Annotated in this window: 18 protein-coding genes and 1 riboswitch; of the genes, 5 read left to right on the top strand and 13 right to left on the bottom strand. The window is 69.7% G+C overall.

What is annotated here, in order from left to right; all coding sequences use genetic code 11:
* Positions 1 to 29 precede the first annotated feature (29 nt).
* Both AB0B64_RS41055 and AB0B64_RS41050 read left to right on the top strand, forming a co-directional pair.
* Entirely contained in the window at positions 30 to 890 is an 861-nt protein-coding gene (locus AB0B64_RS41055) for an anti-sigma factor (RefSeq protein ID WP_357952554.1), read from the top strand.
* A 58-nt stretch (positions 891 to 948) separates the two neighbouring features.
* Positions 949 to 3195 carry a M64 family metallopeptidase gene (locus AB0B64_RS41050; RefSeq protein WP_358184805.1) on the top strand — a complete coding sequence of 749 codons (2247 nt, stop codon included), beginning with the start codon at positions 949 to 951 and terminating at the stop codon, positions 3193 to 3195.
* Here the strand turns inward: AB0B64_RS41050 and AB0B64_RS41045 are convergent.
* The 9 genes from AB0B64_RS41045 to AB0B64_RS41005 form a co-directional block, all read right to left on the bottom strand.
* On the bottom strand, positions 3139 to 4137 hold the full coding sequence (locus AB0B64_RS41045) for an aminoglycoside phosphotransferase family protein (RefSeq protein ID WP_357952556.1): 999 nt from the start codon (positions 4135 to 4137) through the stop codon (positions 3139 to 3141). The two genes, AB0B64_RS41050 and AB0B64_RS41045, sit on opposite strands and share 57 nt — an antisense overlap.
* Before the next feature lie 65 nt (positions 4138 to 4202).
* A complete protein-coding gene (locus tag AB0B64_RS41040) occupies positions 4203 to 5045 on the bottom strand; it encodes an aldose 1-epimerase family protein (protein ID WP_357952557.1) in 843 nt (280 codons plus the stop codon).
* 44 nt (positions 5046 to 5089) lie between these two features.
* On the bottom strand, positions 5090 to 6091 hold the full coding sequence (locus AB0B64_RS41035) for a LacI family DNA-binding transcriptional regulator (protein ID WP_357952558.1): 1002 nt from the start codon (positions 6089 to 6091) through the stop codon (positions 5090 to 5092).
* Complete coding sequence (locus tag AB0B64_RS41030) at positions 6072 to 7481, bottom strand: GH1 family beta-glucosidase (RefSeq protein WP_357952559.1); 1410 nt, start codon at positions 7479 to 7481, stop codon at positions 6072 to 6074. Before AB0B64_RS41030 ends, AB0B64_RS41035 begins: the two co-directional genes overlap by 20 nt.
* Positions 7478 to 8308 (bottom strand): carbohydrate ABC transporter permease, encoded by an 831-nt coding sequence (locus tag AB0B64_RS41025; protein ID WP_357952560.1) that lies wholly within the window; start codon positions 8306 to 8308, stop codon positions 7478 to 7480. Before AB0B64_RS41025 ends, AB0B64_RS41030 begins: the two co-directional genes overlap by 4 nt.
* On the bottom strand, positions 8305 to 9225 hold the full coding sequence (locus tag AB0B64_RS41020; protein WP_357952561.1) for a sugar ABC transporter permease: 921 nt from the start codon (positions 9223 to 9225) through the stop codon (positions 8305 to 8307). The genes AB0B64_RS41025 and AB0B64_RS41020 overlap by 4 nt, the downstream gene beginning before the upstream one ends.
* Positions 9226 to 9282: 57 nt before the next feature.
* A complete protein-coding gene (locus AB0B64_RS41015) occupies positions 9283 to 10623 on the bottom strand; it encodes an extracellular solute-binding protein (protein WP_357952562.1) in 1341 nt (446 codons plus the stop codon).
* Positions 10624 to 11018: 395 nt separating this feature from the next.
* Positions 11019 to 12263: an RNA polymerase sigma factor gene (locus AB0B64_RS41010; RefSeq protein WP_357952563.1), complete on the bottom strand. Its 1245-nt coding sequence runs from the start codon at positions 12261 to 12263 to the stop codon at positions 11019 to 11021.
* 109 nt (positions 12264 to 12372) lie between these two features.
* Entirely contained in the window at positions 12373 to 12804 is a 432-nt protein-coding gene (locus tag AB0B64_RS41005) for a YciI family protein (protein ID WP_357952865.1), read from the bottom strand.
* 639 nt (positions 12805 to 13443) lie between these two features.
* Here AB0B64_RS41005 and AB0B64_RS41000 point away from each other — a divergent pair.
* Positions 13444 to 14178, top strand: coding sequence for a hypothetical protein (locus tag AB0B64_RS41000; RefSeq protein ID WP_357952564.1), 735 nt, complete (start codon positions 13444 to 13446; stop codon positions 14176 to 14178).
* A 90-nt stretch (positions 14179 to 14268) separates the two neighbouring features.
* On the opposite strand, the gene AB0B64_RS40995 is transcribed toward AB0B64_RS41000, so the two are convergent.
* The 4 genes from AB0B64_RS40995 to AB0B64_RS40980 form a co-directional block, all read right to left on the bottom strand.
* Complete coding sequence (locus AB0B64_RS40995; RefSeq protein ID WP_214641500.1) at positions 14269 to 14433, bottom strand: hypothetical protein; 165 nt, start codon at positions 14431 to 14433, stop codon at positions 14269 to 14271.
* Between the two features lie 267 nt (positions 14434 to 14700).
* Positions 14701 to 15384 (bottom strand): CHAP domain-containing protein, encoded by a 684-nt coding sequence (locus AB0B64_RS40990; protein WP_357952565.1) that lies wholly within the window; start codon positions 15382 to 15384, stop codon positions 14701 to 14703.
* 12 nt (positions 15385 to 15396) lie between these two features.
* Positions 15397 to 15535, bottom strand: a riboswitch (cyclic di-AMP (ydaO/yuaA leader).
* A 118-nt stretch (positions 15536 to 15653) separates the two neighbouring features.
* A complete protein-coding gene (locus AB0B64_RS40985) occupies positions 15654 to 16607 on the bottom strand; it encodes a Gfo/Idh/MocA family oxidoreductase (protein ID WP_357952566.1) in 954 nt (317 codons plus the stop codon).
* Positions 16608 to 16626: 19 nt separating this feature from the next.
* The gene (locus AB0B64_RS40980; protein ID WP_358184801.1) at positions 16627 to 17454 is read right to left on the bottom strand and encodes an aldo/keto reductase; all 828 of its coding nucleotides are present in this window, start codon (positions 17452 to 17454) and stop codon (positions 16627 to 16629) included.
* A gap of 96 nt (positions 17455 to 17550) precedes the next feature.
* Here AB0B64_RS40980 and AB0B64_RS40975 point away from each other — a divergent pair, with 96 nt between their 5' ends.
* Together AB0B64_RS40975 and AB0B64_RS40970 are read left to right on the top strand one after the other, a co-directional pair.
* Positions 17551 to 18495, top strand: coding sequence for a hypothetical protein (locus AB0B64_RS40975; protein WP_357952568.1), 945 nt, complete (start codon positions 17551 to 17553; stop codon positions 18493 to 18495).
* A gap of 173 nt (positions 18496 to 18668) precedes the next feature.
* Complete coding sequence (locus AB0B64_RS40970; RefSeq protein WP_357952866.1) at positions 18669 to 19829, top strand: DUF6716 putative glycosyltransferase; 1161 nt, start codon at positions 18669 to 18671, stop codon at positions 19827 to 19829.
* The last annotated feature ends 41 nt before the right edge of the window (positions 19830 to 19870 follow it).

Here is a 19870-nt window from a genome sequence, read left to right as displayed (position 1 = left end):
ACGTGACCCCGACCGACGTGGAGTGCGACATGAGCGATGAGCTCCACACCCTTTCCGGTGCCTACGCCGTGCACGCGTTGCCGGACAGCGACGGGGTGCTGTTCGAAACGCACATGGAGGAATGCCCGTCGTGCCGGACGGAGGTACGGCGGCTGCGCGAGACGGCCGTCCTGCTCTCCCTCGCGGTCGCCGAGCCACCCCCCGCCGCCCTGCGTACCCGCGTTCTCACGGCCGTCGCCCGCACGCCCCAGGCTCCCGCAGGCTCGCCCCGACAGACTCTCCGCGACGTGCGGCGTCCGGCGGGTGACGTGACCGTCTGGGCGGCGGGGCCGTCCTCGGGTGACGCGACGGTCTGGTTGCCGAAGCCGTCCTCAGCCGGTCAGGCGGTGACCGGGAGTGACGTCGTGCCCCTGCGGCGTCGGCGAGGGCGGGGGAGGGTGGTGGCCGGGTTGGCGGCCGTGTCCACGGCGGCGGCCGTCGCGCTCGGCGTCGTGGTGTTCGACGCCCGCCGCGACCTGGGCGACCTCCAGGCCAGGGACGGCGAGGTCGCGGCGGTCCTGGCCGCGCCCGACGTCCGGACCGTACGTCTGCCGGTCACCGCGGGTGGCAGCGGCACCGTCGTGGTGTCACGCGCGCGGGGCCGGATGGTGTTCACGTCGTCGGGCCTGCCCGAACTGCCCCGGTCGAGGGTGTACGAGCTGTGGCTGATGGGCCCGGACGGCATCCGCTCGGCGGGACTCCTGGACCGGCGCCCCGATGGCGTCACCACGCCCATGCTGACCGGGGCGGCCAAGGGGGACGAGCGCATCGGCCTCACGGTCGAACCGGCGGGCGGCTCCAAGCAGCCCACCACCCAGCCGGTCCTGTTGGCCGAACTCCCCACAGCCTGACCAGATTTATCGGCTTTGGGATGAGACGCCGGCACACAACGGGCCGATAATGCGGATCATGCGTAGATCCGCGGCCCTGGTCCTGGCCGCCGCCGTCTTATACATCCCCCCAGCCAACGCAGACGCAGCCGCCGCGCCCGGCGCTGCCACCGTCGCGCCGGTCCAGGTCACCGGTACGCCCGCCAAACGGTTCAACCTGGTCATCATGGGCGACGGCTACACCGAGTCCGAGCAGGCGAAGTTCCGGGCGGACGTCGACCGGCACCTCAACGTGATGTGGTCCATCGAGCCGTACAAGTCCTACCGCGCCTACATCAACGTCTACCGGGTGGACATCGTCTCCGGCGAGTCGGGTGTCAGCTGCGACCCCGCCTTGACCTCACCGAAGAAGACCACCCCGCTCAGCATGGGCTTCTGGGGCCAGTGCAACCCCAGCAGCGTCCAGCGGCTGATCACCATGGACAACACCGCCGCCACCCGCTACGCGAACCTGGTCACCGGCACGACCTCGGCCAACCGGCAGATCCTCGCGCTCGCCAACAGCGGGACGTACGGCGGCGCGGGCGGTTCCTACGCGACCGCCTCCGGCAGCAACTCCATGTCCGCCCTGATCAGCCCGCACGAGCTGGGCCACTCCCTGGGCGGCCTGCAGGACGAGTACGACTACTACCAGCGCGGCGTCCCCGGCGGCCCGTACACCGGGCCCGAGCCCGCCTCCGCCCACCACACACTGCTGACCGAACAGCAGATGCTCGACCAGAAGAAGAAGTGGTGGCGCTGGCTCGGCGAGCCCAGCGAGTCCGGCGGCCCGATCGGCCGCTACGAGGGCGGCATGTACGCCACCACGGGCGTCTGGCGGCCGAGCCGGCACTCGATGATGAAGACGCTCGGCTACTACTACGACCAGGTGAGCCGGGAGGTGATGGCGCAGCGGATCACCGGCAAGACGACGGTGATCCAGGACGCCACCCCCTCGGCCGCGCCCGTCGGCGCCGACCGGGTGCTCTGGGTGGAGCCGATGCGCCCGAACGGCCACGCGCTCACCGTCACCTGGAACGTCGACGGCACGGACCGGCCCGCCGGACAAGGCACGGCCCTGGACTTACGCGCGCTTGGCCTCACCCCTGGCACCCACACGGTCAAGGCGACGGTCAGCGACCCGACGAACTTCGTCAGGGACCCGGCCATCCGCGCCGCGATGTCCGCCTCCCGCACCTGGACCGTCGACACGTCACTGACCACCCCGCCCGACGGCGTCACCCCCGGCATCGTCTCCGCCACCTCGGTGGAGCGGCCGCTGGGCCGTACCGAGGTCGTGTACGTGGAGACCACGCACCCGGCGGCGAGCGTTCCCGCGGTCGCGTGGGCGCTCGACGGAAAGCGGGTCGGCGAGGGCGACAGCGACCTGGACCTCGGCGCGCTGAAGCCGGCCGACGGCACGCACACCCTCACCGCGACGGTCGGCGACCGGACGCTGACCTGGACGGTAGACGCCACCTCGCCGAAGACCGGCTACGAGCTGTCGCCGCCGCTCGTCAGGTCCGGCGACACCTATGTCTACAACGGGCCGTTCTCGATGAAGCTGACCGGCACTGACGATCAGGGCGGTTACGTGGTCTCGGAGTCGAGGGTCGACGGCGACGGCTGGTTCAACTACTTCGGCTGGCCGACCTCCTCCGACCTGCCGTGGACGTTCACCGAGGACGGCACGACCATCGACTCCCTCGTGTACGGCAAGCTCCCTAGGGGGCGGCACACGATCGAGTACCGCTCGATCGACGGCTCGGGCAACTACGGCAGGGCGGGCAGCTTCACGGTCACCACGATCGCCCCGCCGCCCGCCTGCACCAGGACCCTCACCGGCGCCCAGCGCGGCCCGCTGACCGTCGCCGACGGCGTCACCTGTCTGGACCACGCGCAGGTGAGCGGGCCGGTGACCGTGCGGGCGGGCGCATCGGTGGTCGTCACCGGCGGCCGGCTCTCCGGCGCGCTCATCGCCTCGCGGGCCGCCTCGGTGCAGGTCCTCGGCGCGCGGGTGGACGGCGCGCTGAACGTCGACCGCGCCGGCTCGCTGGCCGTCGTGGGCGCCGACATCCGCGGCGCCGCCCTGCTGACCGCGAACACGGCGCCGATCTTGTCGGGCACCACGGTCAAGGGCGCGCTCGCCTGTACGGGCAACACGCCCGCGCCCGTGGACCTGGACGTGCCCAACAAGGTCACCGGCGTGGGCGCGGGACAGTGCGGCAAGCTAGGCGCGGGAGCCGGGGGCACCTCCTACGAGGCGGTCCAGGACGTCCGTGAGTGAGGTGATGGACAGGTCGCGGGCCCGCGCGTACTCCGACTCGGGATACTGCCGCGGCCCGTTCTCCACCAGCAGGATCAGGTAGAGGTAGGCACGATAGAGGTCGAGCCGGGTCCGCGCGGCGGGGGTGAGCTCCAGCGGGGTCACCTCGCGGTACCCGGCCAGGAGCGGGTCGTCGTCGCGCAGCTCGCCGAAGATGGTCGGCGTGACGAACTCGGCCAGCGGGTCGCCCCAGAACGCCCGCTCGTGGTCGATGATCGCCTGGATCCTGGGCGTCCCGGACAGGTCCAGGAAGACGTTGCCCGCCCAGACGTCGAAGTGGACGAGGTGCGGCGTGGTCACCTCGTCCAGCACGGGCGCGGCGGCGGCGAGCAGCTCGCCGATCTCCGCGGCGGGCCGGGGGAGCGGCGTCGGGTAGCGCTCGGTGTCGGCCAGCAGCGCCCCCACCATGGCCAGGTACGCCTCGCGCCAGGTGCGGCCGGTGATGCCCGCGTGCGGGTAGCCGAACACCTCGCCCGTCACCGCGTTGAACCTGGCCAGGTGGCGGCCCAGCTCACGCCGGAGCGCCGCGTCGGCGCCGTCCGGTTTCACGTCGTTCCACGACACGCCGTCCAGCGTCCCGAACAGCAGGTAGTCGCCGCCGAGCACCGGATCGTCGAACCCGGCGGCCAGCAGCCTCGCCACCGGCACGCCCGCGGCGACGGCCAGCTCGCAGGCCGCCGCCTCCATCCGCAGCAGGTTGCGTTCGTAGCTGAGCTGGTCCAGCTCGGGGGAGGGAGCCAGCTTGAGTACCACGTCGCGGCCGTCGTCGAGGAGGAGCCGCCAGACCGCGTTGGCGTAGCCGTCGGTGAGTTCGGTGGATTGGGTAACACCCGCGCCGAGCGCGCGCCGGGCGAGATCGTCGAGCTCGGTGGGCGATAGACGCCGTTTCGTCCTGCTGTCCACGAGACCCGATTGTGGGGTCAGGCGACGCTGATCGTCCAGCTCGCCACGGGACCTGCTTGTGGGCGTCAGGCGGCGCTGATCGTCCAGCTGGCCACGTGCTCGCCGCCCGGTTCGAGAACCACCACGTCGGTGCCGGAGTTGAACGCGTCGGGCGGGCAGGTCATGGGCTCCACCGCCACGCCCTCGTAGCCGAGCTGCCCGCTGGTGCAGACCTGTACCCACGGCAGCACGGCCGGGTCCCACGTCATGCGTACGCCCCCGACCCGGGCCTCTCCGGCCGCCAGCCCGGTGAACGCGTGGTCGATCACGTCGCCGTCGAGCACCCTGGCCTTGCGGAAGTCGTACGGGGAGCCGGACACGTCGTCCAGGGACCGCGGCAGCAGCTGCTCGTCGGTGACCAGCACCTTGGCGGCGGGCAGCTCCAGGTCGTCGCCGAGCAGCCAGGGATGGGGGCCGCAGCCGTAGGGGGCGGCGTCGGCGCCGTCGTTGCGGGCGGTGACCGTGGTGGTCAGTCCGTGCTCGTCGAGGCGGTGAAGCACCCGCAGCGTCAGCGTGAACGGGTAACCGGCCGTGGGGGTGATCGTGTGCGCCAAGCGTACGAAGGCGTGGTGGTCCTCGGCGGCCAGCAGCTCCACGACCTGCCAGTCGACGCCGGACACCAGCCCGTGCAGGGCGTGGCCGCGCTCGGGCTCGCTCACCGCCAGCTCGTGCGTCCGCCCGCCGAACGGATAGCGGGCCCCGCCCACCCGGTTCGGCCAGGGGGCGAGGATCGTGCCCGCGAAATAGGGGACCGGGCCCTCGGCGGGCCAGCTCGTGATCAGGTCGCGCGCGCCGTGGCGGAGCGTCCTGAGCGCGGCGCCGCGCGGGCTGATCCGCGCGGTGTATCCGGCGGCGGCGAGCTGGGGCACGGAAGAATCCTCTCTCGGGGGGTTGAGCAAAGGGTATCCCGAGGTCAGGCCGACTCCCGGCGGACCAGGTGGGTGTCGAGGATGACCACGGGCTGGCGGAGCGCCTCGCCGTTGATCCGCGCCACCAGCAGCCGCGCCATCTGGCGGCCCATCTCCTCGGCCGGCTGGTGCACGGTGGTCAGCGGCGGGTCGGCGTGCAAGGCGACCTTGGAGTCGTCGAACCCCACCACCGCCACGTCACCCGGGATGGCCCGGCCCTCGAGCTTGAGCACCCGCATCGCCCCCACCGCCAGCGGGTCCGAGGCGGCGAACACGGCGTCGAGCTCCGGCTCGGCGGCCAGCAGCTCGCGCATCGCCGCCGCGCCGCTCTCCTCGGAGAAGTCGCTGCCATAGGCGACCAGCTCCCGAGCTCCCAAGGTGAGCAGCGCGTCGTGGTAGCCGGCCAGCCGGTCGACGCCCACGCCCATGTCCTGCGGCCCGGCGATCGTGGCGATGCGCTGCCTGCCGAGACCCAGCAGGTGCTTGACCGCCTGCCGGGCGCCGGCCCGGTTGTCCATGTCGACGTAGCTGTAGGGGGTGAGGCCGACCGGGCGGCCGCCCAGCACGGTCGGCACGCCCATCGCCTCCAACCGGCCGGGCAGCGGGTCGGCGCCGTGCAGCGACAGGAGCAGCACGCCGTCGACGTGCTGCCCCGTCAGGTAGTGCTCCAGGCGTTCGTGCTCCTCCTGCGACTGGGCCATGGCCAGGATCAGCTGGAGGCCCGTCTCGGCCAGCGCCGAGCCGATGCCCCTGATGGTCCCGGCGAAGTAGGGCTCGTCGAAGACGCGCAGCTCGGACTCCGACACCACCAGCGCCACCGTGTCGGTGCGCCGGGTGACCAGCGCCCGCGCCGCGCGGTTGGGGACGTAGCCCAGCTCCTGGATGGCCCGTTGCACGGCGTCGCGGGCCTTCTCGCTCACGTTGGGTGAGCCGTTGATGACTCTGGACACCGTGCCACGGCCTACTCCGGCCAGAGCGGCGACTGCCTCAAGAGTCGGTCGGTTCATGACGCCTATTCTGCCGGATGATCTCCGAGTACCAGATAGCGCTGTCCTTGAGCACGCGCCGCTGGCTCTCGAAGTCCACGTGCACGAGGCCGAAGCGCTTGCCGTAGCCCCATGCCCACTCGAAGTTATCCATAAGCGACCAGGCGAAATAGCCCTCCAGCGGCACCCCGGCGTCGATCGCGTCGCGGCAGGCGCGGAGGTGGTCCTCGAAGTAGGCCACCCGCTCGGAGTCGTGTACCCGGCCGTGCTCCAGGACGTCGTCGAAGGCCGCGCCGTTCTCGGAGACGACCATCGGGATCGCCGGGTAGTCCCGCGCCACCCTGGTCAGCACCTCCACCAGGCCGCCCCGGTCGATTTCCCAGCCCATCGCGGTGACCGGCCGGCCGCCGTCGACGAACGACACGTGCTCGCTGCCCACCCAGGGCGAGGCGGAATCCGTGGGCGCCGCCGCCGCCGAGGCCCTGCCGCCTGGTGCTCCCGAAACCGTGAAGCGGCTGTAGTAGTTGACGAGCAGCACGTCGATCGGCGCCTTGATGGTCGCCAGGTCACCGTCCCTGATGAAGTCCAGGTCCATTCCGAGGTCGTCGAGGACGTCCTGCGGGTAGCGGCCGGTCATCAGCGCGTCGAGGAAGAACCGGTTCTGCAGCCCGTCGATGCGCCGCGCCGCGTCCTGGTCCGCCTCGCTGTCGGTGGCCGGGGTGATCGCGTAGAGGTTCACGCAACCGCCGACCCGCCTCGCGCCCATCGCCTGTACGGAAAGGCCGTGCGCGAGGTTGAGATGGTGCGCGCCCCTGATCGCGTTCTCCGGCTCGCGACGGCCCGGGGCGTGCTCGCCCGAGGCGTAGCCGAGGAACGCGGTGCACCATGGCTCGTTGACGGTGCTGAAGGTATGTACGTGATCCTTCAGCGCTTCGTGCACGGTCGCCGCGTAGTCGGCGAAGCAGTAGGCCGTGTCGCGGTTGGGCCAGCCGCCCCTGTCCTCCAGCGCCTGGGGCAGGTCCCAGTGGTAGAGGGTCAGCCAGGGGTCGATGCCGTGCTGCCGCAGCTCGTCGGTGAGCCGCTTGTAGAAGTCGAGGCCCTTCTGGTTGATCTTGCCGGACCCGTCGGGCTGGATCCGGGGCCAGGATACGGAGAAGCGGTAGGCGGTCAGGCCCAGCTCCGCCATGATCTGGGCGTCTTCCCGGTATCGGTGGTAGTGGTCGATGGCCACGTCCGCGTGGTCCCCGTTGAGCACGCGGCCCGGGGTCTTGGTGAAGGTGTCCCAGATGGACATGCCGCGCCCGTCCTCGGCGACCGCGCCTTCGATCTGGTACGCCGAGGTGGCCGCGCCGAACGCGAATCCCGTGGGGAACTGCAGCCCGGCACGCGTCTGTTCCTCTTGTGTCGTCACGCCTTGACCGCACCTTCCATGAGTCCGCCGACGATTTGGCGGCCGAATGCGACGAATACCGCGATGAGCGGAATGATGGACAGCGCCGTTCCCGCGAAGATCAATGTGTAGTTGGTGGAGAACCTGGCGTTCAGCGAGGTGATCGCGATCTGCACCGTCGGATTGTCCGGAGTGAGGACGATCAGCGGCCACATGAAGTCATTCCACATCAGCATGAACGTATTGATCCCGAGCACCGCCATGCCCGGCCGTACGGCCGGCAGCACGACGTTCCACCAGATCCGCAGGGTGGCCGCGCCGTCGACCCTGGCCGCCTCGACCAGTTCCATCGGCACCGCCTGGCGGGTGTACTGGGTCATCAGGAACACGCCGAACCCGTTGAGCAGGTACGGCAGGATGACCGCCTTGAGGGTGCCCGTCCACTCCAGGCTGACCATCAGCCGGTAGAGCGGCACCACGCCCATCTGCTGCAGCGGCACCGCCATCGTCAGCAGTACGGCCAGGAGCAGCACGTTCCTGCCCTTGAACGACAGGTTGGCGAAGGAGAAGCCGGCCAGCGTCGAGATGATGACCACCGAGACGGTGACCACGCTCGCCACGATGAACGAGTTGGTCAGGCCGAGCAGGAAGTGGGCGTCCTCGTTGTTGAGCACGGCGAGGATGTTCTGGCCGAGGTTCCCGCCGGGCAGGAACGGCGGCGGCACCGCCACCGCGTCGGCGTTGGTCCGCGAGGCGATGACCAGCATCCAGTACAGCGGGAAGGCGGACAGCACGATGGCCAGCGCCAGCATGACCCGGGTGATGAGGGTCGGCGACCAGTTGGTCATTTGGTGCCCCCGATCCTGCGGACGAACAGGAAGTTGATCAGCGCCCCGATGAGGATGAGCAGGAACAGCAGCCAGGCCGCCGCGGCGGCGTAGCCGTAGTCGAACTCGCGGAAGCCCTGCTTGACGATGAACATCGCGACCGTCTGGAACTGGCCCTGCGACCCGCCGTCGACGTTGCCGTTGTAGAACGTCGTCGGCTCGGAGAACAGCGTGAGCCCGCCGATCGTGGAGTTGAGCACCACGAAGATCATGGTCGGGCGGAGCATCGGCAGGGTGATCTGCCAGAACTGCCGCCGCCGCGAGGCCCCGTCGATGGCCGCGGCCTCGTACAGGTCGCGCGGAATCGTCTGCATGCCGGCCAGGAAGATGATCGCGTTGTAGCCGGTCCAGCGCCAGTCGACCATGGTGGCGATGGCCAGCCACGACGGGACCCGCTCGGCCCGCCAGTTGATGGCGTCCACGCCGAACCAGCTGAGGATCCAGTTGACCAGCCCCCAGTCACGGGCGAAGAGCTGGGTGAACACGACCGCCACCGCGACCACCGAGGTCACCAGCGGCAGCAGCACGCTCATCCGGATCGCCAGGCGCAGCCGGAACCGCTTGTTCAGCGCGTTGGCCAGGAACAGCGCCAGCAGCAACTGCGGGATGGTGGCCAGCAGGAACATGCCGACCGTGTTGACCACGGCGTTCCAGAAGTCCTCGTCGGCCAGCAGCTTGGCGTAGTTGCCCAGCCCGGTCCACTTCGTGGTCCCGGCCAGGTCGTAGTCGTAGAGCGAGTAGTAGAGGGTGAACGCCAGCGGGAAGAGCCCGAAGGCGGCGAACAGGATGAAGTACGGGGACACCAGCGTGTACGGCATCACCTTGACGTCCAGTCTGGAACGCCAGAGACGGCCGGTCGGAAGGGTGTCGATACTCATAGGAGACCTTTCGGCGGCAGTAGCCCGGCCCGCTCATGGCGGGCCGGGCGGGGAAGATCAGCCCGCGGCCTTAACCGCGTCGTCGACCAACTGCTGCCAGGCCTTGCCGTAGGGCACCGAGCCGTCGTCCATGCCCTGGATCACCGACTCGATGGCGTTCTTGACCTGGGCGTGCTTCACGCCGAGGAAGACCGGCTGGAGGCTCGACGCCGACTTGGCGAAGATCTCGCCGATCGGGGCGTCGTTGAAGAACTCGTTCTTCGCGCTCTGCACGGCCGGGTCCTGCTGCGCCTTCGTGTTGCTCGGCATGTTGCCGAAGTCGGTGAAGATGCTCGCCTCGGTCTGCGCTTGGGTCAGGTAGTCCGCCACCGCCGCGGCTTCCTTCGGGTGCTTGCTCTGCTTCGGCACCGACAGCCAGGAGCCGCCCCAGTTGCCGCCGCCGCCGGGTACCGCGGCCACGTCCCACTTGCCCTTGCCGCCGTCGCCGGCGTTGCCGCTGACCACGCCGAGCATCCACGACGGGCAGCCGACCGTGGCGAACGCGCCCTTCTGGGTGCCCGCCGCCCACTCGTCGGTGAAGTTACGCAGCTTGGCGGTCAGGCCCTGCTGGCTCATCTTCGTGGCGAAGTCGAAGCCGGCCTTCACCGCCGGGTTCTTGTCGACGATGAGGTTGTTGTCCTTGTCGAAATAGGTGACGTTGCCGTTCTTGGCCGCCTCCTGGTAGAGGACCACCTGGTAGAGCGTGTTCGTGCCATCGGCGAACTTGGTGTCCTTCACCTTCGCCTGGAACTGCTGGCCGACCTTCATGAAGGCGTCCCAATCGGGCCACAGGGCGCTGACCTTGTCGCGCTCGGAGGGCAGTCCGGCCTTCTTGAACAGATCCGAGCGGTAGCAGATGCTCATACCGCCGATGTCGGTGCCCAGGCCGAACAGCTTGCCGTCGGCGGTGAGGCCGTTCTCCCACTTCCAGGCGGGGAAGTCCGCCTTGCGGGAGTCCAGGCCGAATTCCTTCAGGTCCGCCCACCACTCCGGGTGCGCCTTGGCCAGGCCCATGCCACCTTCGTCGATGCCGACCACGTCGCCCGCGCCGTTGCCCGCCTGCAGCCACTGGATCATCTGCGGCCAGTACTGCTGCTCGAACTGGTCGGTCAGGTGCTCTTCCTTGATCTGGATGTCCTTGTGCTCGGCGTTCCACTTCGTGATGGCGTTCTTGTAGCCGAAGTTCGAGCCGCCGCCGAAAGTCTGCACCCGGATCGTGACCGGTTCGGCGGCCGACGAGGACGCGGGTGCGTTGCTGGCCGCCGGAGTGCCGCCGGAGCCGCAGGATGCGACGGTCAGGGCCGCCGCCGCCAGGGCGGAAGCCGCGGCGAGACCGCCGCGACGCTTGCGGTTCAACATGGTGGACCCCTTCTCGGGTGAATGGGTGGGGAGGTGCACCGCGACACACGCTCCGGGCCGCGGTGGGAAATCCTTGGGAGCGCTCCCACAAAGGGTGCACTTATGGCCTGTGCCCGTCAATGCGCTGAAACGCAACCGTTACCAATGGTGCGATTTCTCATTCTGAAAGGGGATTTTTGGTGACTTACGACGCAAAGAGCCGTTTGGGAGCGCTCCCATCACAAGGGACTCGTTTGTGTTTGCTTTCTGGGCATGTCGCCCACACACTGCGGGCTTTTCTCGTGGTCACGCCCGTGGTCACGAGCGCAGTCGGGCTCGCGGTCGCGACTGCTGAGGCGTCCGTACGGCGCGTTGGCGGCGATCAGCAGGCGACAGGGATCAGCGGGCGACAGGGATCAGCAGGTGGCGGCGCGCTCTCGCAGCAGGGTGCGCTCGCGGGCGTTGCGGGTCATGGCCGCCGCCCGTTCGAACTCGGCGCGCGCCTCACCCTGTCGCCCCAGCTTGACCAGCAGATCCCCGCGTACGCTCGGCAGCAGGTGGTAGCCCTTCAGCGCCGGTTCGTCGACGAGCTGGTCCACCAGTTCGAGCCCGACCGCCGGACCGTACGCCATGGCGAGCGCGACCGCCCGGTTGAGCTCGACCACCGGGGAGCGCGACATCCGCGCCAGCGCCTCGTAGAGGGTGGCGATGGCCCGCCAGTCGGTCTCCTCGGGGGTGAGCGCCCTGGCGTGACAGGCGGCGATGGCGGCCTGCAGCACGTACGGGCCCAGGTCGCCGTCGAGATCCTCGGCCCGCTGGAGCGCGTCCAGGCCACGGCGGATCAGCAGGCGGTCCCAGCGGCCCCGGTTCTGCTCCAGCAGCAGGATCGGCTCGCCGGACGGTCCCACCCGGGCGGCCGCGCGCGACGCCTGGATCTCCATCAACGCGACCAGGCCGTGCACTTCGGGCTCCTTGGGCATCAGCTCGGCCAGCACCCGGCCGAGCCGCAGCGCGTCCTCGCAGAGACCGGGCCGCATCCAGTCGTCACCGGCCGTGGCCGAGTAGCCCTCGTTGAAGATCAAGTAGATGACCTCCAGGACCGACGACAGGCGTCCGGCCAGCTCCTCACCCTGCGGCACCTCGAACGGCACCTGCTTGTCGGCCAGCGTCCGCTTGGCCCGGACGATCCGCTGCGCCACCGTCGGCTCAGGGACCAGGAACGCCCTGGCGATCTCGTCGGTGCTCAGCCCGCCGAGCACCCGCAGCGTGAGCGCCACCCGGGCCTCCGTGGACAGCACCGGATGACACGCCGTGAACACCAGCCGCAGCAGGTCGTCCTCGATCTCATCGGTGCCGGGCAGCTCCTCGTCGGCACCCGGCTCCTCCGACAGCTCGCGGCCCATCTCGGTCAGCTTGCGCGCGTAGCGTTCCTGACGGCGCAGCAGGTCGATGGCGCGGCGTTTGGAGACGGTCATGAGCCAGGCGCCGGGATTGCCCGGCACCCCCGACTCCGGCCACTGCTCCAGCGCCGCGACCAGGGCGTCCTGGGCCAGCTCCTCGGCCAGGCCGAGGTCGTGCACCAGCCCGGTCAGGCCGGCGATGAGCCGCGCCGCCTCCATTCGCCAGACCGTCTCGATCGCCCGATGCGTATCGGAAGCCATCACCTGGCCATAAGACCAGCCCGCCCCAGCTCCCGCAAGCCGGGACCGGAGCCTGGTGGGCGATTCGGGCCCCCAACGGAGAGTTGGGCTCGCGGGCGGGAAGCGGCTTCTATTGTTCGGCGGAACCCGTCAGGCGCTCGCGCAATGCCGCCTCGCGTTCGGCCTCCTCGGGGGTCATCGACCCGTCCGGCAGGTCGGCGGCGTCGAACACCTGCCAGACATCCAGCCCGACCCCCTCATGCCCACCGGGAACCGGCACCCGCAGCGCCCATTCGATGGCCTCCTCCCGGGACTTGACCTGGATCAGCCAGAACCCGGCGATCAGCTCCTTGGCCTCGGCGAACGGCCCGTCGAGCACCGTCGCCTTGCCATCCTTGGTGTAGGCGATCCGCGCACCGTGGGAGCTGGGGTACAGCCCTTCGGCGGCCAGCAGCACCCCCGCCTTGGCCAGGCTCTCGTTGTAGGCGCCCATCGCGTCGACGAGTTCCTGGCTGGGCAGTTCGCCGGCCTCGGTCGCCTCGTTCGCCTTCCCTACGATCATGAACTTCACGATCCGCCTCCTTCACTCTCACGAACGCGTCGAACGGTCAAGGCCCCGAATCGACACGTGAGCAGAAATTCTTCACCAGGAGACGTCGCAGCGTCATCGGCACCGCGAACCAAGACCGGCGCCTTCAGCCCGCCAGCGGTAGGACCGGCGATCTTACGTTCCAGCGAGGACCCGGACATCCTCCTGGCCGTGATCCGGGCTTGGGATCCGCCGTAGTCCGCTTCTCGCCAGTTCTTGCGGTAGTACGGGAGCGTATAGATGGCCAGTGTCCTGCCCTGCCGCAGGACGGTGCCGTCATGGCGGAGGCGTCCGCCGCGCGGGCGGGCACGCCGGAGCCGATCAGGACCACGAAGGCGACCGCCGCCGCAGGCAGCAGGCGGAAGTCGGGTGACTTGCGGGCTGTTCGAGTCCTGACTCCAGGGGCTGCAGATAGTCGGCGGCGAACCTCGCGTGTCAATACACAGAGTAGCTATTACGGCGCATACCGTATCTGTTGGGCTTCTGCGCCGTTTCCGTCGTCACGATGTTCTGGGCTACGTCCTCGAACGGCACCCGAGACAACCATGGTCCGCAGAACCCGGCGGCTGCCACCAGGGCAGCCGCGCCGACCGTCAACGGTTAGGGAGCGCGATGAGCGACGACAAGGAACCAAAGCTGATCTACGGCCAGGGGGCCGATGCGTGTCCCGAGGGGCACTTCTGTCTCTATCGGGCCAATAACTTCAACGCGGGCCAGACCCCGGGGCGTGGCGACAAAATCCTGGCCATTCCGATGGGCGCGCATGCCAACGACTTCTCCGAGTACGGGTTCGACCACAGCGGTGATGGGGTGAGCGCCGTCGTCAACAACACCGTCGAGGACAACGCGCTCTTCTCGGCCGCCAACCAGCAGGGACACTCACTGCCGGTGGAGCGGGGAGCCTCGATCGCGAGGTTGTCGGACATCCCCATGGCCGAGAGCCCGAACGGCTCCTGGAACGACCAGGCCCAGTCCGCGCTGGCGGCCCGCTTCGTGGGGAACCTGCGCGTCGACCAGGAGTTGCGAGGCCACTGGGCGGAAGGCTCGGGCCACATCTACTCCTACCGGCTCACGATGCACGCCGAGGACACCCGCGTCATGAAATGGGCCGTGGGCTTCGGCGGCCTGCCGGAGGGAACCTTGCTGTCCAAGAGCTTCGTCGACACCTTCTGGGGCGAGATCTTCCGCGACGGCAGCGACGGCGCCGTCCTGCTCGGCTCCCCCGAAGGCGGCGGGCACAGCGTCGATCCTGGGACAGCCCTTCCCATCGACATCCAGGTCGTCTACCCAGGCGAAAGCCCCGCCTACGAACGCCTCACCGGCCTGAACGCCCAGCAACTGGGCTGACTCGCCGGATCGCCGAAAGCGTCGTCCAACGCCGATCTCCCCGCGAAGCCGTGGCGTCGCGGGGAGATCGGCCGGGGGTCCGGTCTTGCGTCAGATGTGCTCGGCGGGGTTCGCCGGGAGGTAGAAGTTCCAACTGCCGTGTCCCTCGTGGGCGCCGCCCGCGGGGCAGTGTCCGTTGTCGGGGCGGCCATTCCACCAAAGGGTGTAGCACTTGTTACAGAAGCGCCAGTTGTCCTGCTGCGTCGTCGGTGACATGTCCCCTCCTCCAGTATCGAGAACCGGCTCGCTGTCCGGCCACCGTCAGTGTCCGAGGTGACGGCAGGCCCGTGACATCCCCAAACTTGGGGGGTTGCGGTCGGATGGGCAGATAAGGCAGCCATGCGCTGTTCAGCCCAACGTGGTGGGCTTTTCGGCAGCCGGTACGTGAGAGTAAGACGCCGGTACGGGAGAGTAGGACGCCGACGAGCGCGCGTCCAGTAGGACGCGCGCTCGTCGGCAGGAGAGCCCTCGATCAGGAAGTCGTCAGGCCCCGTAGTTCGGGTAGCCGTAGCCGACCACCTGGGACGTCGGCCGGACGCGCTGCTGGACGCTGCCGTTGCCTGTGTTGCCCTCGATCGTGGAGATTGTGCCGTCGTGGTTGTCCTTGACGACGAAGCCGACGTGCTCGATGTCGTCCAGGCTCTTGCTGCCGCCCCACGAGAAGAACACCACGGCGCCCGGCTTCGGGGTCGTGCCCCAGTGGTTGTTGTTGGCGAACCACTTCGCGTGCTCGACCGTGTAGGCGTCCCAGCCGATCATGCTGCGCGCGCCGGACTGCTCGCCGACCCACGAGACGAACATCGAGCACCAGGCGGCGTTCAGGTAGTCCGCGCGGGTGCCGCCGTCGCGTCTGAGGGTCTCCAGGGCGCGCGGGGAGTTCATGTACCACTTCTGGAACTTGGTGCCGCCACCGTAGGCGTTCTCAGTGGTGCCGACCTGGGCCTTGGCTAGCGCCAGAACCCGCGAGACCGTGGCCTTGGCCTTGACCTCGCTCTCCGGGTGGCTCTTCGCGGCGGCGGCGTGTGCCGGGGCCGCGGCAGCGTGGGCGGTGGCGGTGTCCGCGTGGGCGGCGGACTGGCCGGCGAAGGCGGCGGCCGCGACGCTCACGCCGAGGACGACGTGAGCGAAGGTCGACTTGGTGGCGCGAAAAAGATGGGACTTGGCCATCGAGGGGGTAACTCCTTGCTTCCATGCCGCTTACCGGGTTAGCTGACGGGTTCGGACGTGGAAGCTGTCCTACGGCACGTGACGTGCCGATACACCCCAAAGGACGGTGGGTCCCCGGTTCCGCGCGAGGCGGATTCAGCGGTCACAGGACGGTCCTGTGATGCCTTTGTGCGATGGTCTGGCAACGAACGGACAAACCGGACGTATGCCTCATATGACCACAAAGGTAATGCAAGTGGCAAGGGTCTTACAAATGGATAAATCGCCAGCTAAGAGAGCTGCTCCCTCGCGTCGGCCAGAAGCCCCATCATGGCAAGGCTTTCGTCAAGTGGCATGATCGCGGATTCGGTCCTGCCTTCGGCCATGGCGTCCCGTACCTCGCGCACCTCGCCGGCGTATCCGTTGTCCGCCGGATCGAGCACGAACTCCTCCGTCTCCATCGACGGCCCGCTCAGCACGACCCGCTCCGGCGCCCAGAACGGCGCCTTGATGTGGGCGCGCATGTCGGTGCCCACCACGAGGGCGTCGTTCGCGTACGGGCCCAGCAGCGAGCACTCCACCAGGGCCCGCCTGCCGCCCGGATAGACCAGCACCCCGCCCGCCTCCGCGTCCACCCCCGAGGGCGCCAGCGAGCCCGTGACGTGCATCCGTGAGGGCATCCCGAGCAGCAGCTGCGCCAGCCCGAACGAGTAGACGCCCAGGTCGAGCAGCGCCCCGCCGCCCAGCTCCGGCGCCCACAGCCGGTGCGCGGGGTCGTAGGGAGCCTTGAAGCCGAACGACGCCTGGACCGAGCGGATCTCCCCGAACCGGGGATCGCCGGCCACCCGCTGAATGAGCGGATTGAACCGGGTCCACATGGCTTCCATCAGGAACACCCCGGCATCGCGGGCGAGCTGGACCATCCGCTCGGCGTCGGCGACGGACGCGGCGAGCGGCTTCTCGCACAGCACCGCCTTGCCCGCCGCGATCGCCGCCTCGGCGACCTCCAGGTGCTGGGCGTGCGGGGTCGCCACGTAGATCGCGTCGACGCCGGGGTCGGCGCACAGCTCCGCGTACGAGCCGTACGCCGACTCGGCGCCCAGTTCCGAGGCCAGCGCCCGCGCGCGGCCGAGGTCGCGCGAACCGACGGCGGCCACCCGCATTCCCGGCTCAGCGGCGATGACCGCCCCGACCCTTGCAGCGATGACACCCGTGGCCGCTATGCCCCATGCGAGATCCTTCATGGGGAAAGATCCTAGGGACTTACCCCATCCAGCTGAAAGTCTCCGGGTCGGGCCCGATCCGGCCGTCCTGCTTGGTCAGGGCGCCTATGGCCGCCATGTCCTCGGCGTCGAGGACGAAGTCGAACACCTCGAAGTTCTCCTTGATCCGCGCGGGCGTGACCGACTTGGGGATCGTCACATTGCCCAGCTGGATGTGCCAGCGCAGCACGATCTGGGCCGGCGTCTTGCCGTGCTTCTCCGCCAGCACGGCCAGCGCCGGGTCGCCGAGCAGGCCCTTGCCCTGCCCCAGCGGGCTCCACGCCTCCGTGAGGATGCCGTTGGCCTCGTGGAACTCCCGCAGCGCGCGCTGCTGGAAGTACGGGTGCAGCTCGATCTGGTTGATGGACGGAACGATGTCGGCCTCGTCGATGACCCGGGTGAGGGTCTCGATGGTGAAATTGGACACACCGATCGCCTTGGCCCGTCCCTGACGGTAGATCTTCTCCAGGCCGCGCCAGGCCTGCAGATACTTGTTCCGGGACGGCACCGGCCAGTGGATCAGGTACAGGTCCACGTAGTCGAGACCGAGCCGGGACAGGCTCTCGTCGAACGCCTCCTCCGCCCGCTCGTGGTCGTTGTTGAAGAGCTTGGTGGTGACGAACAGCTTCTCGCGCGGGATCCCCGAGGCGCGTACGGCCCGGCCGACGCCCTCCTCGTTCCCGTACGCGCTGGCGGTGTCGATGTGGCGGTAACCGGTCTCCAGAGCGGCCGTCACGACCTGTTCGGCCTCGTCGCTCGGCACCTGCCAGACGCCGAACCCGAGCTGCGGCACCTGCACGCCGTCGCTGTTGAGTAGTAGCGAGTTCATGGGTCCCATTGTTCATGTCCCGTTTCTGGCGGCTTAAGGCGGCCGGGCTAGCTTGAAGCGGTCGTGATCGGGCTATCACCCCGCGGGGGTAACAGAGTGGGCAAACAGGCGTCGGCCTGGGTGGAGTCCCCGCTTCAGATGCTGTGCGCCATAGAGGCGCACCGCGCTGGACTGCTCGGGCCTGCCACGGTCGTCGTGCCGCGTGCCGGGCTGCGAGCGCTCAAAGCCACTCGCCGGGAGCTGTCCGGTCTGGCTCTGCCCGAGGGGCTGGAGCTGGCCGAGCCGCGCGAGCGCATGCCGCGCTCCCCGCACGCCGTCGGCGACGCCTTCTCCGGCCGGGTTCAGCTGCGCTGGCTCGTCTCCCATCCGGGCCGCATCGTGATCGTCGATGACGGGCTGGCCACGCTCCGGTTGCTGTCTCTGCTAGCCGAAGGGCCGTACAAACCGCTGTTACGGGCGCGGGCCCACCCGGGAAAGCTGCGCGCGGCCCTGGGGCTGGCGGCGGCGATCAGGCTGCGCGCGAGCCGGGTGTCGGTCTTCACCGCGCTGCCGGTGACCGACGAGCTGGCGGCGGCCGTCCGCGCGGCGGGCGTCGACCTGGTCCGCCACGACTTCGGCTGGCTGCGCGAGCAGCCGCTGAGCGGGCCGGGACCGGCCGAGCGGACCGTCGTGCTCGGCACCTCCCTGGTCAGGAACGGACTGGTCCACCGGGACCGCTACCTGAGCTGGCTGATGGAGCGGGCCGCCGAGGAGCCGCTCGCCTACTTCCCGCACCGCCGCGAGGACCCCGCTGACGTGGCGGTCATCCGCGAGCGGCCCGAGATCACCGTGCACGACGCCGGCGTACCCGCTGAGCTGACGCTGCGCGGTCTCGATCCCGGCCAGCGGGTGCTCAGCCTGCCGTCCACCGCGATCACCTCGCTGCGCGTGCTGCTCGGCCCGCGCGGCGTCGCGGTCGAGGCGGTGGACGTGCCGGACGACTGGTGGACCAGCAGGGCGGCCCCCGACCTGCGCTCCCATCTGACCGGAGTGGCCGGATGATCGGCTTATCTCGCCGCTGATGGGAGTCGCCGGGTGACCGGCTCATCCCGCAGCTGACGGAGTCGCCGGGTGACCGGCTTGCTCCGTACGTGACTGGAACGGCCGGTCAAGACCGGCGTTCAACCCATACGACTGGGCGTCTGCCCGTATTTGACTGGAGTGACCACTTGAGAGTGCTGGCCGTGGCCGACTCCGACTCGTACCTGAAGTGGGCGTCCTGCCTGCTGGAAGACCTGCCGCCCGGCTGCGAGACGGACCTCGCGGTGGTGCGCACGCCGATCGCGCCCTCGCCCGAGCAGATCGCCGCCGCCGTGGGCGGGCGTCCCGCGCCGCCGCTGATGCCGGCGCGGGCGGTGCGGCGTCTGGCGGAGCGGACGCGGCCGGACGCGATCATCGTGGCCTGTACGGGGCCGGTCGTCGACGTACTGGTGGCCGAGGCGTTCGCCGGGCTGCGGCCGCGGCCGGTGTTCGTGACCGGGCTGCCGGGCATCTCGGTGCCCGCGACGGAGAAGGCGTGGCTGTTCCGCAGCGGGTGCGACCTGTTCGTGGTGCACAGCGAGCGGGAAGTGGCCGAGTTCGGCGGGATCGCCGCCCAGCTCGGCGGGGGAGGGGCGGTCGGGCTGGCCCGGCTGCCGTTCCTGCGCCCCCGGGCCGTGCGCGGCGGCGGGAACCGGGTGGTGTTCGCCACCCAGGCCAAGGTGCCGCGTGAGCGTGAGGATCGCGAACGCATCCTGCTGTCCCTGGCCGAGCTGGCCGCCCGCCGCCCGGACCTGGACGTGGTGGTGAAGCTGCGCGCGCTGGAGGACGAGCGGCAGACGCACAACGAGCGCTTCCACTACCAGCGGCTCTGGCGCGAGCTCGGCGAGCCGGGGCGGGTGGCGTTCGAGGTGGGTTCGATGCACGACCAGCTGGCTCAGGCGGCCGGGTTCGTGACCGTCAGCTCGACGGCGGCGCTGGAGGCCATCGCGCAGGACGTGCCGCTGCTGGTGCTGAGCGACTTCGGCGTGAGCGCGGAGATGATCAACCTGGTGTTCGAGGACAGCGGGCTGCTGGGCACGCTCGACGAGCTGGCCGGCGGCGGCTTCCGCGCCGCCGACGCCAGGTGGTGCGCGGCCAACTACTTCCACCCGGCGGAGCGCAACGACTGGGCCGCGCTGCTGGGCGGGCTGGTGGCCGGCGGCCCGCGGGTCCCGGCCAGGTCGCTGCTCGACGGGCCGGAGCACGCCGCCGCCCGCCGACGGGCCAGGATGCGCCTGGACGTGCCGCCCACCATGCTGCGCGTCGGCTACCGGGCCAAGCGGCGGATGCGCCGCTATCTGCGGGCGCTGTCCTGAAGTCGTTGCCCCCCGGAGAACGCTGTCCTCCGGGGGCGCCG

Source organism: Nonomuraea sp. NPDC049129, assembly GCF_040648495.1.
Taxonomy (GTDB): domain Bacteria; phylum Actinomycetota; class Actinomycetes; order Streptosporangiales; family Streptosporangiaceae; genus Nonomuraea.
This window is presented reverse-complemented; position numbering and strand designations above follow the sequence as displayed.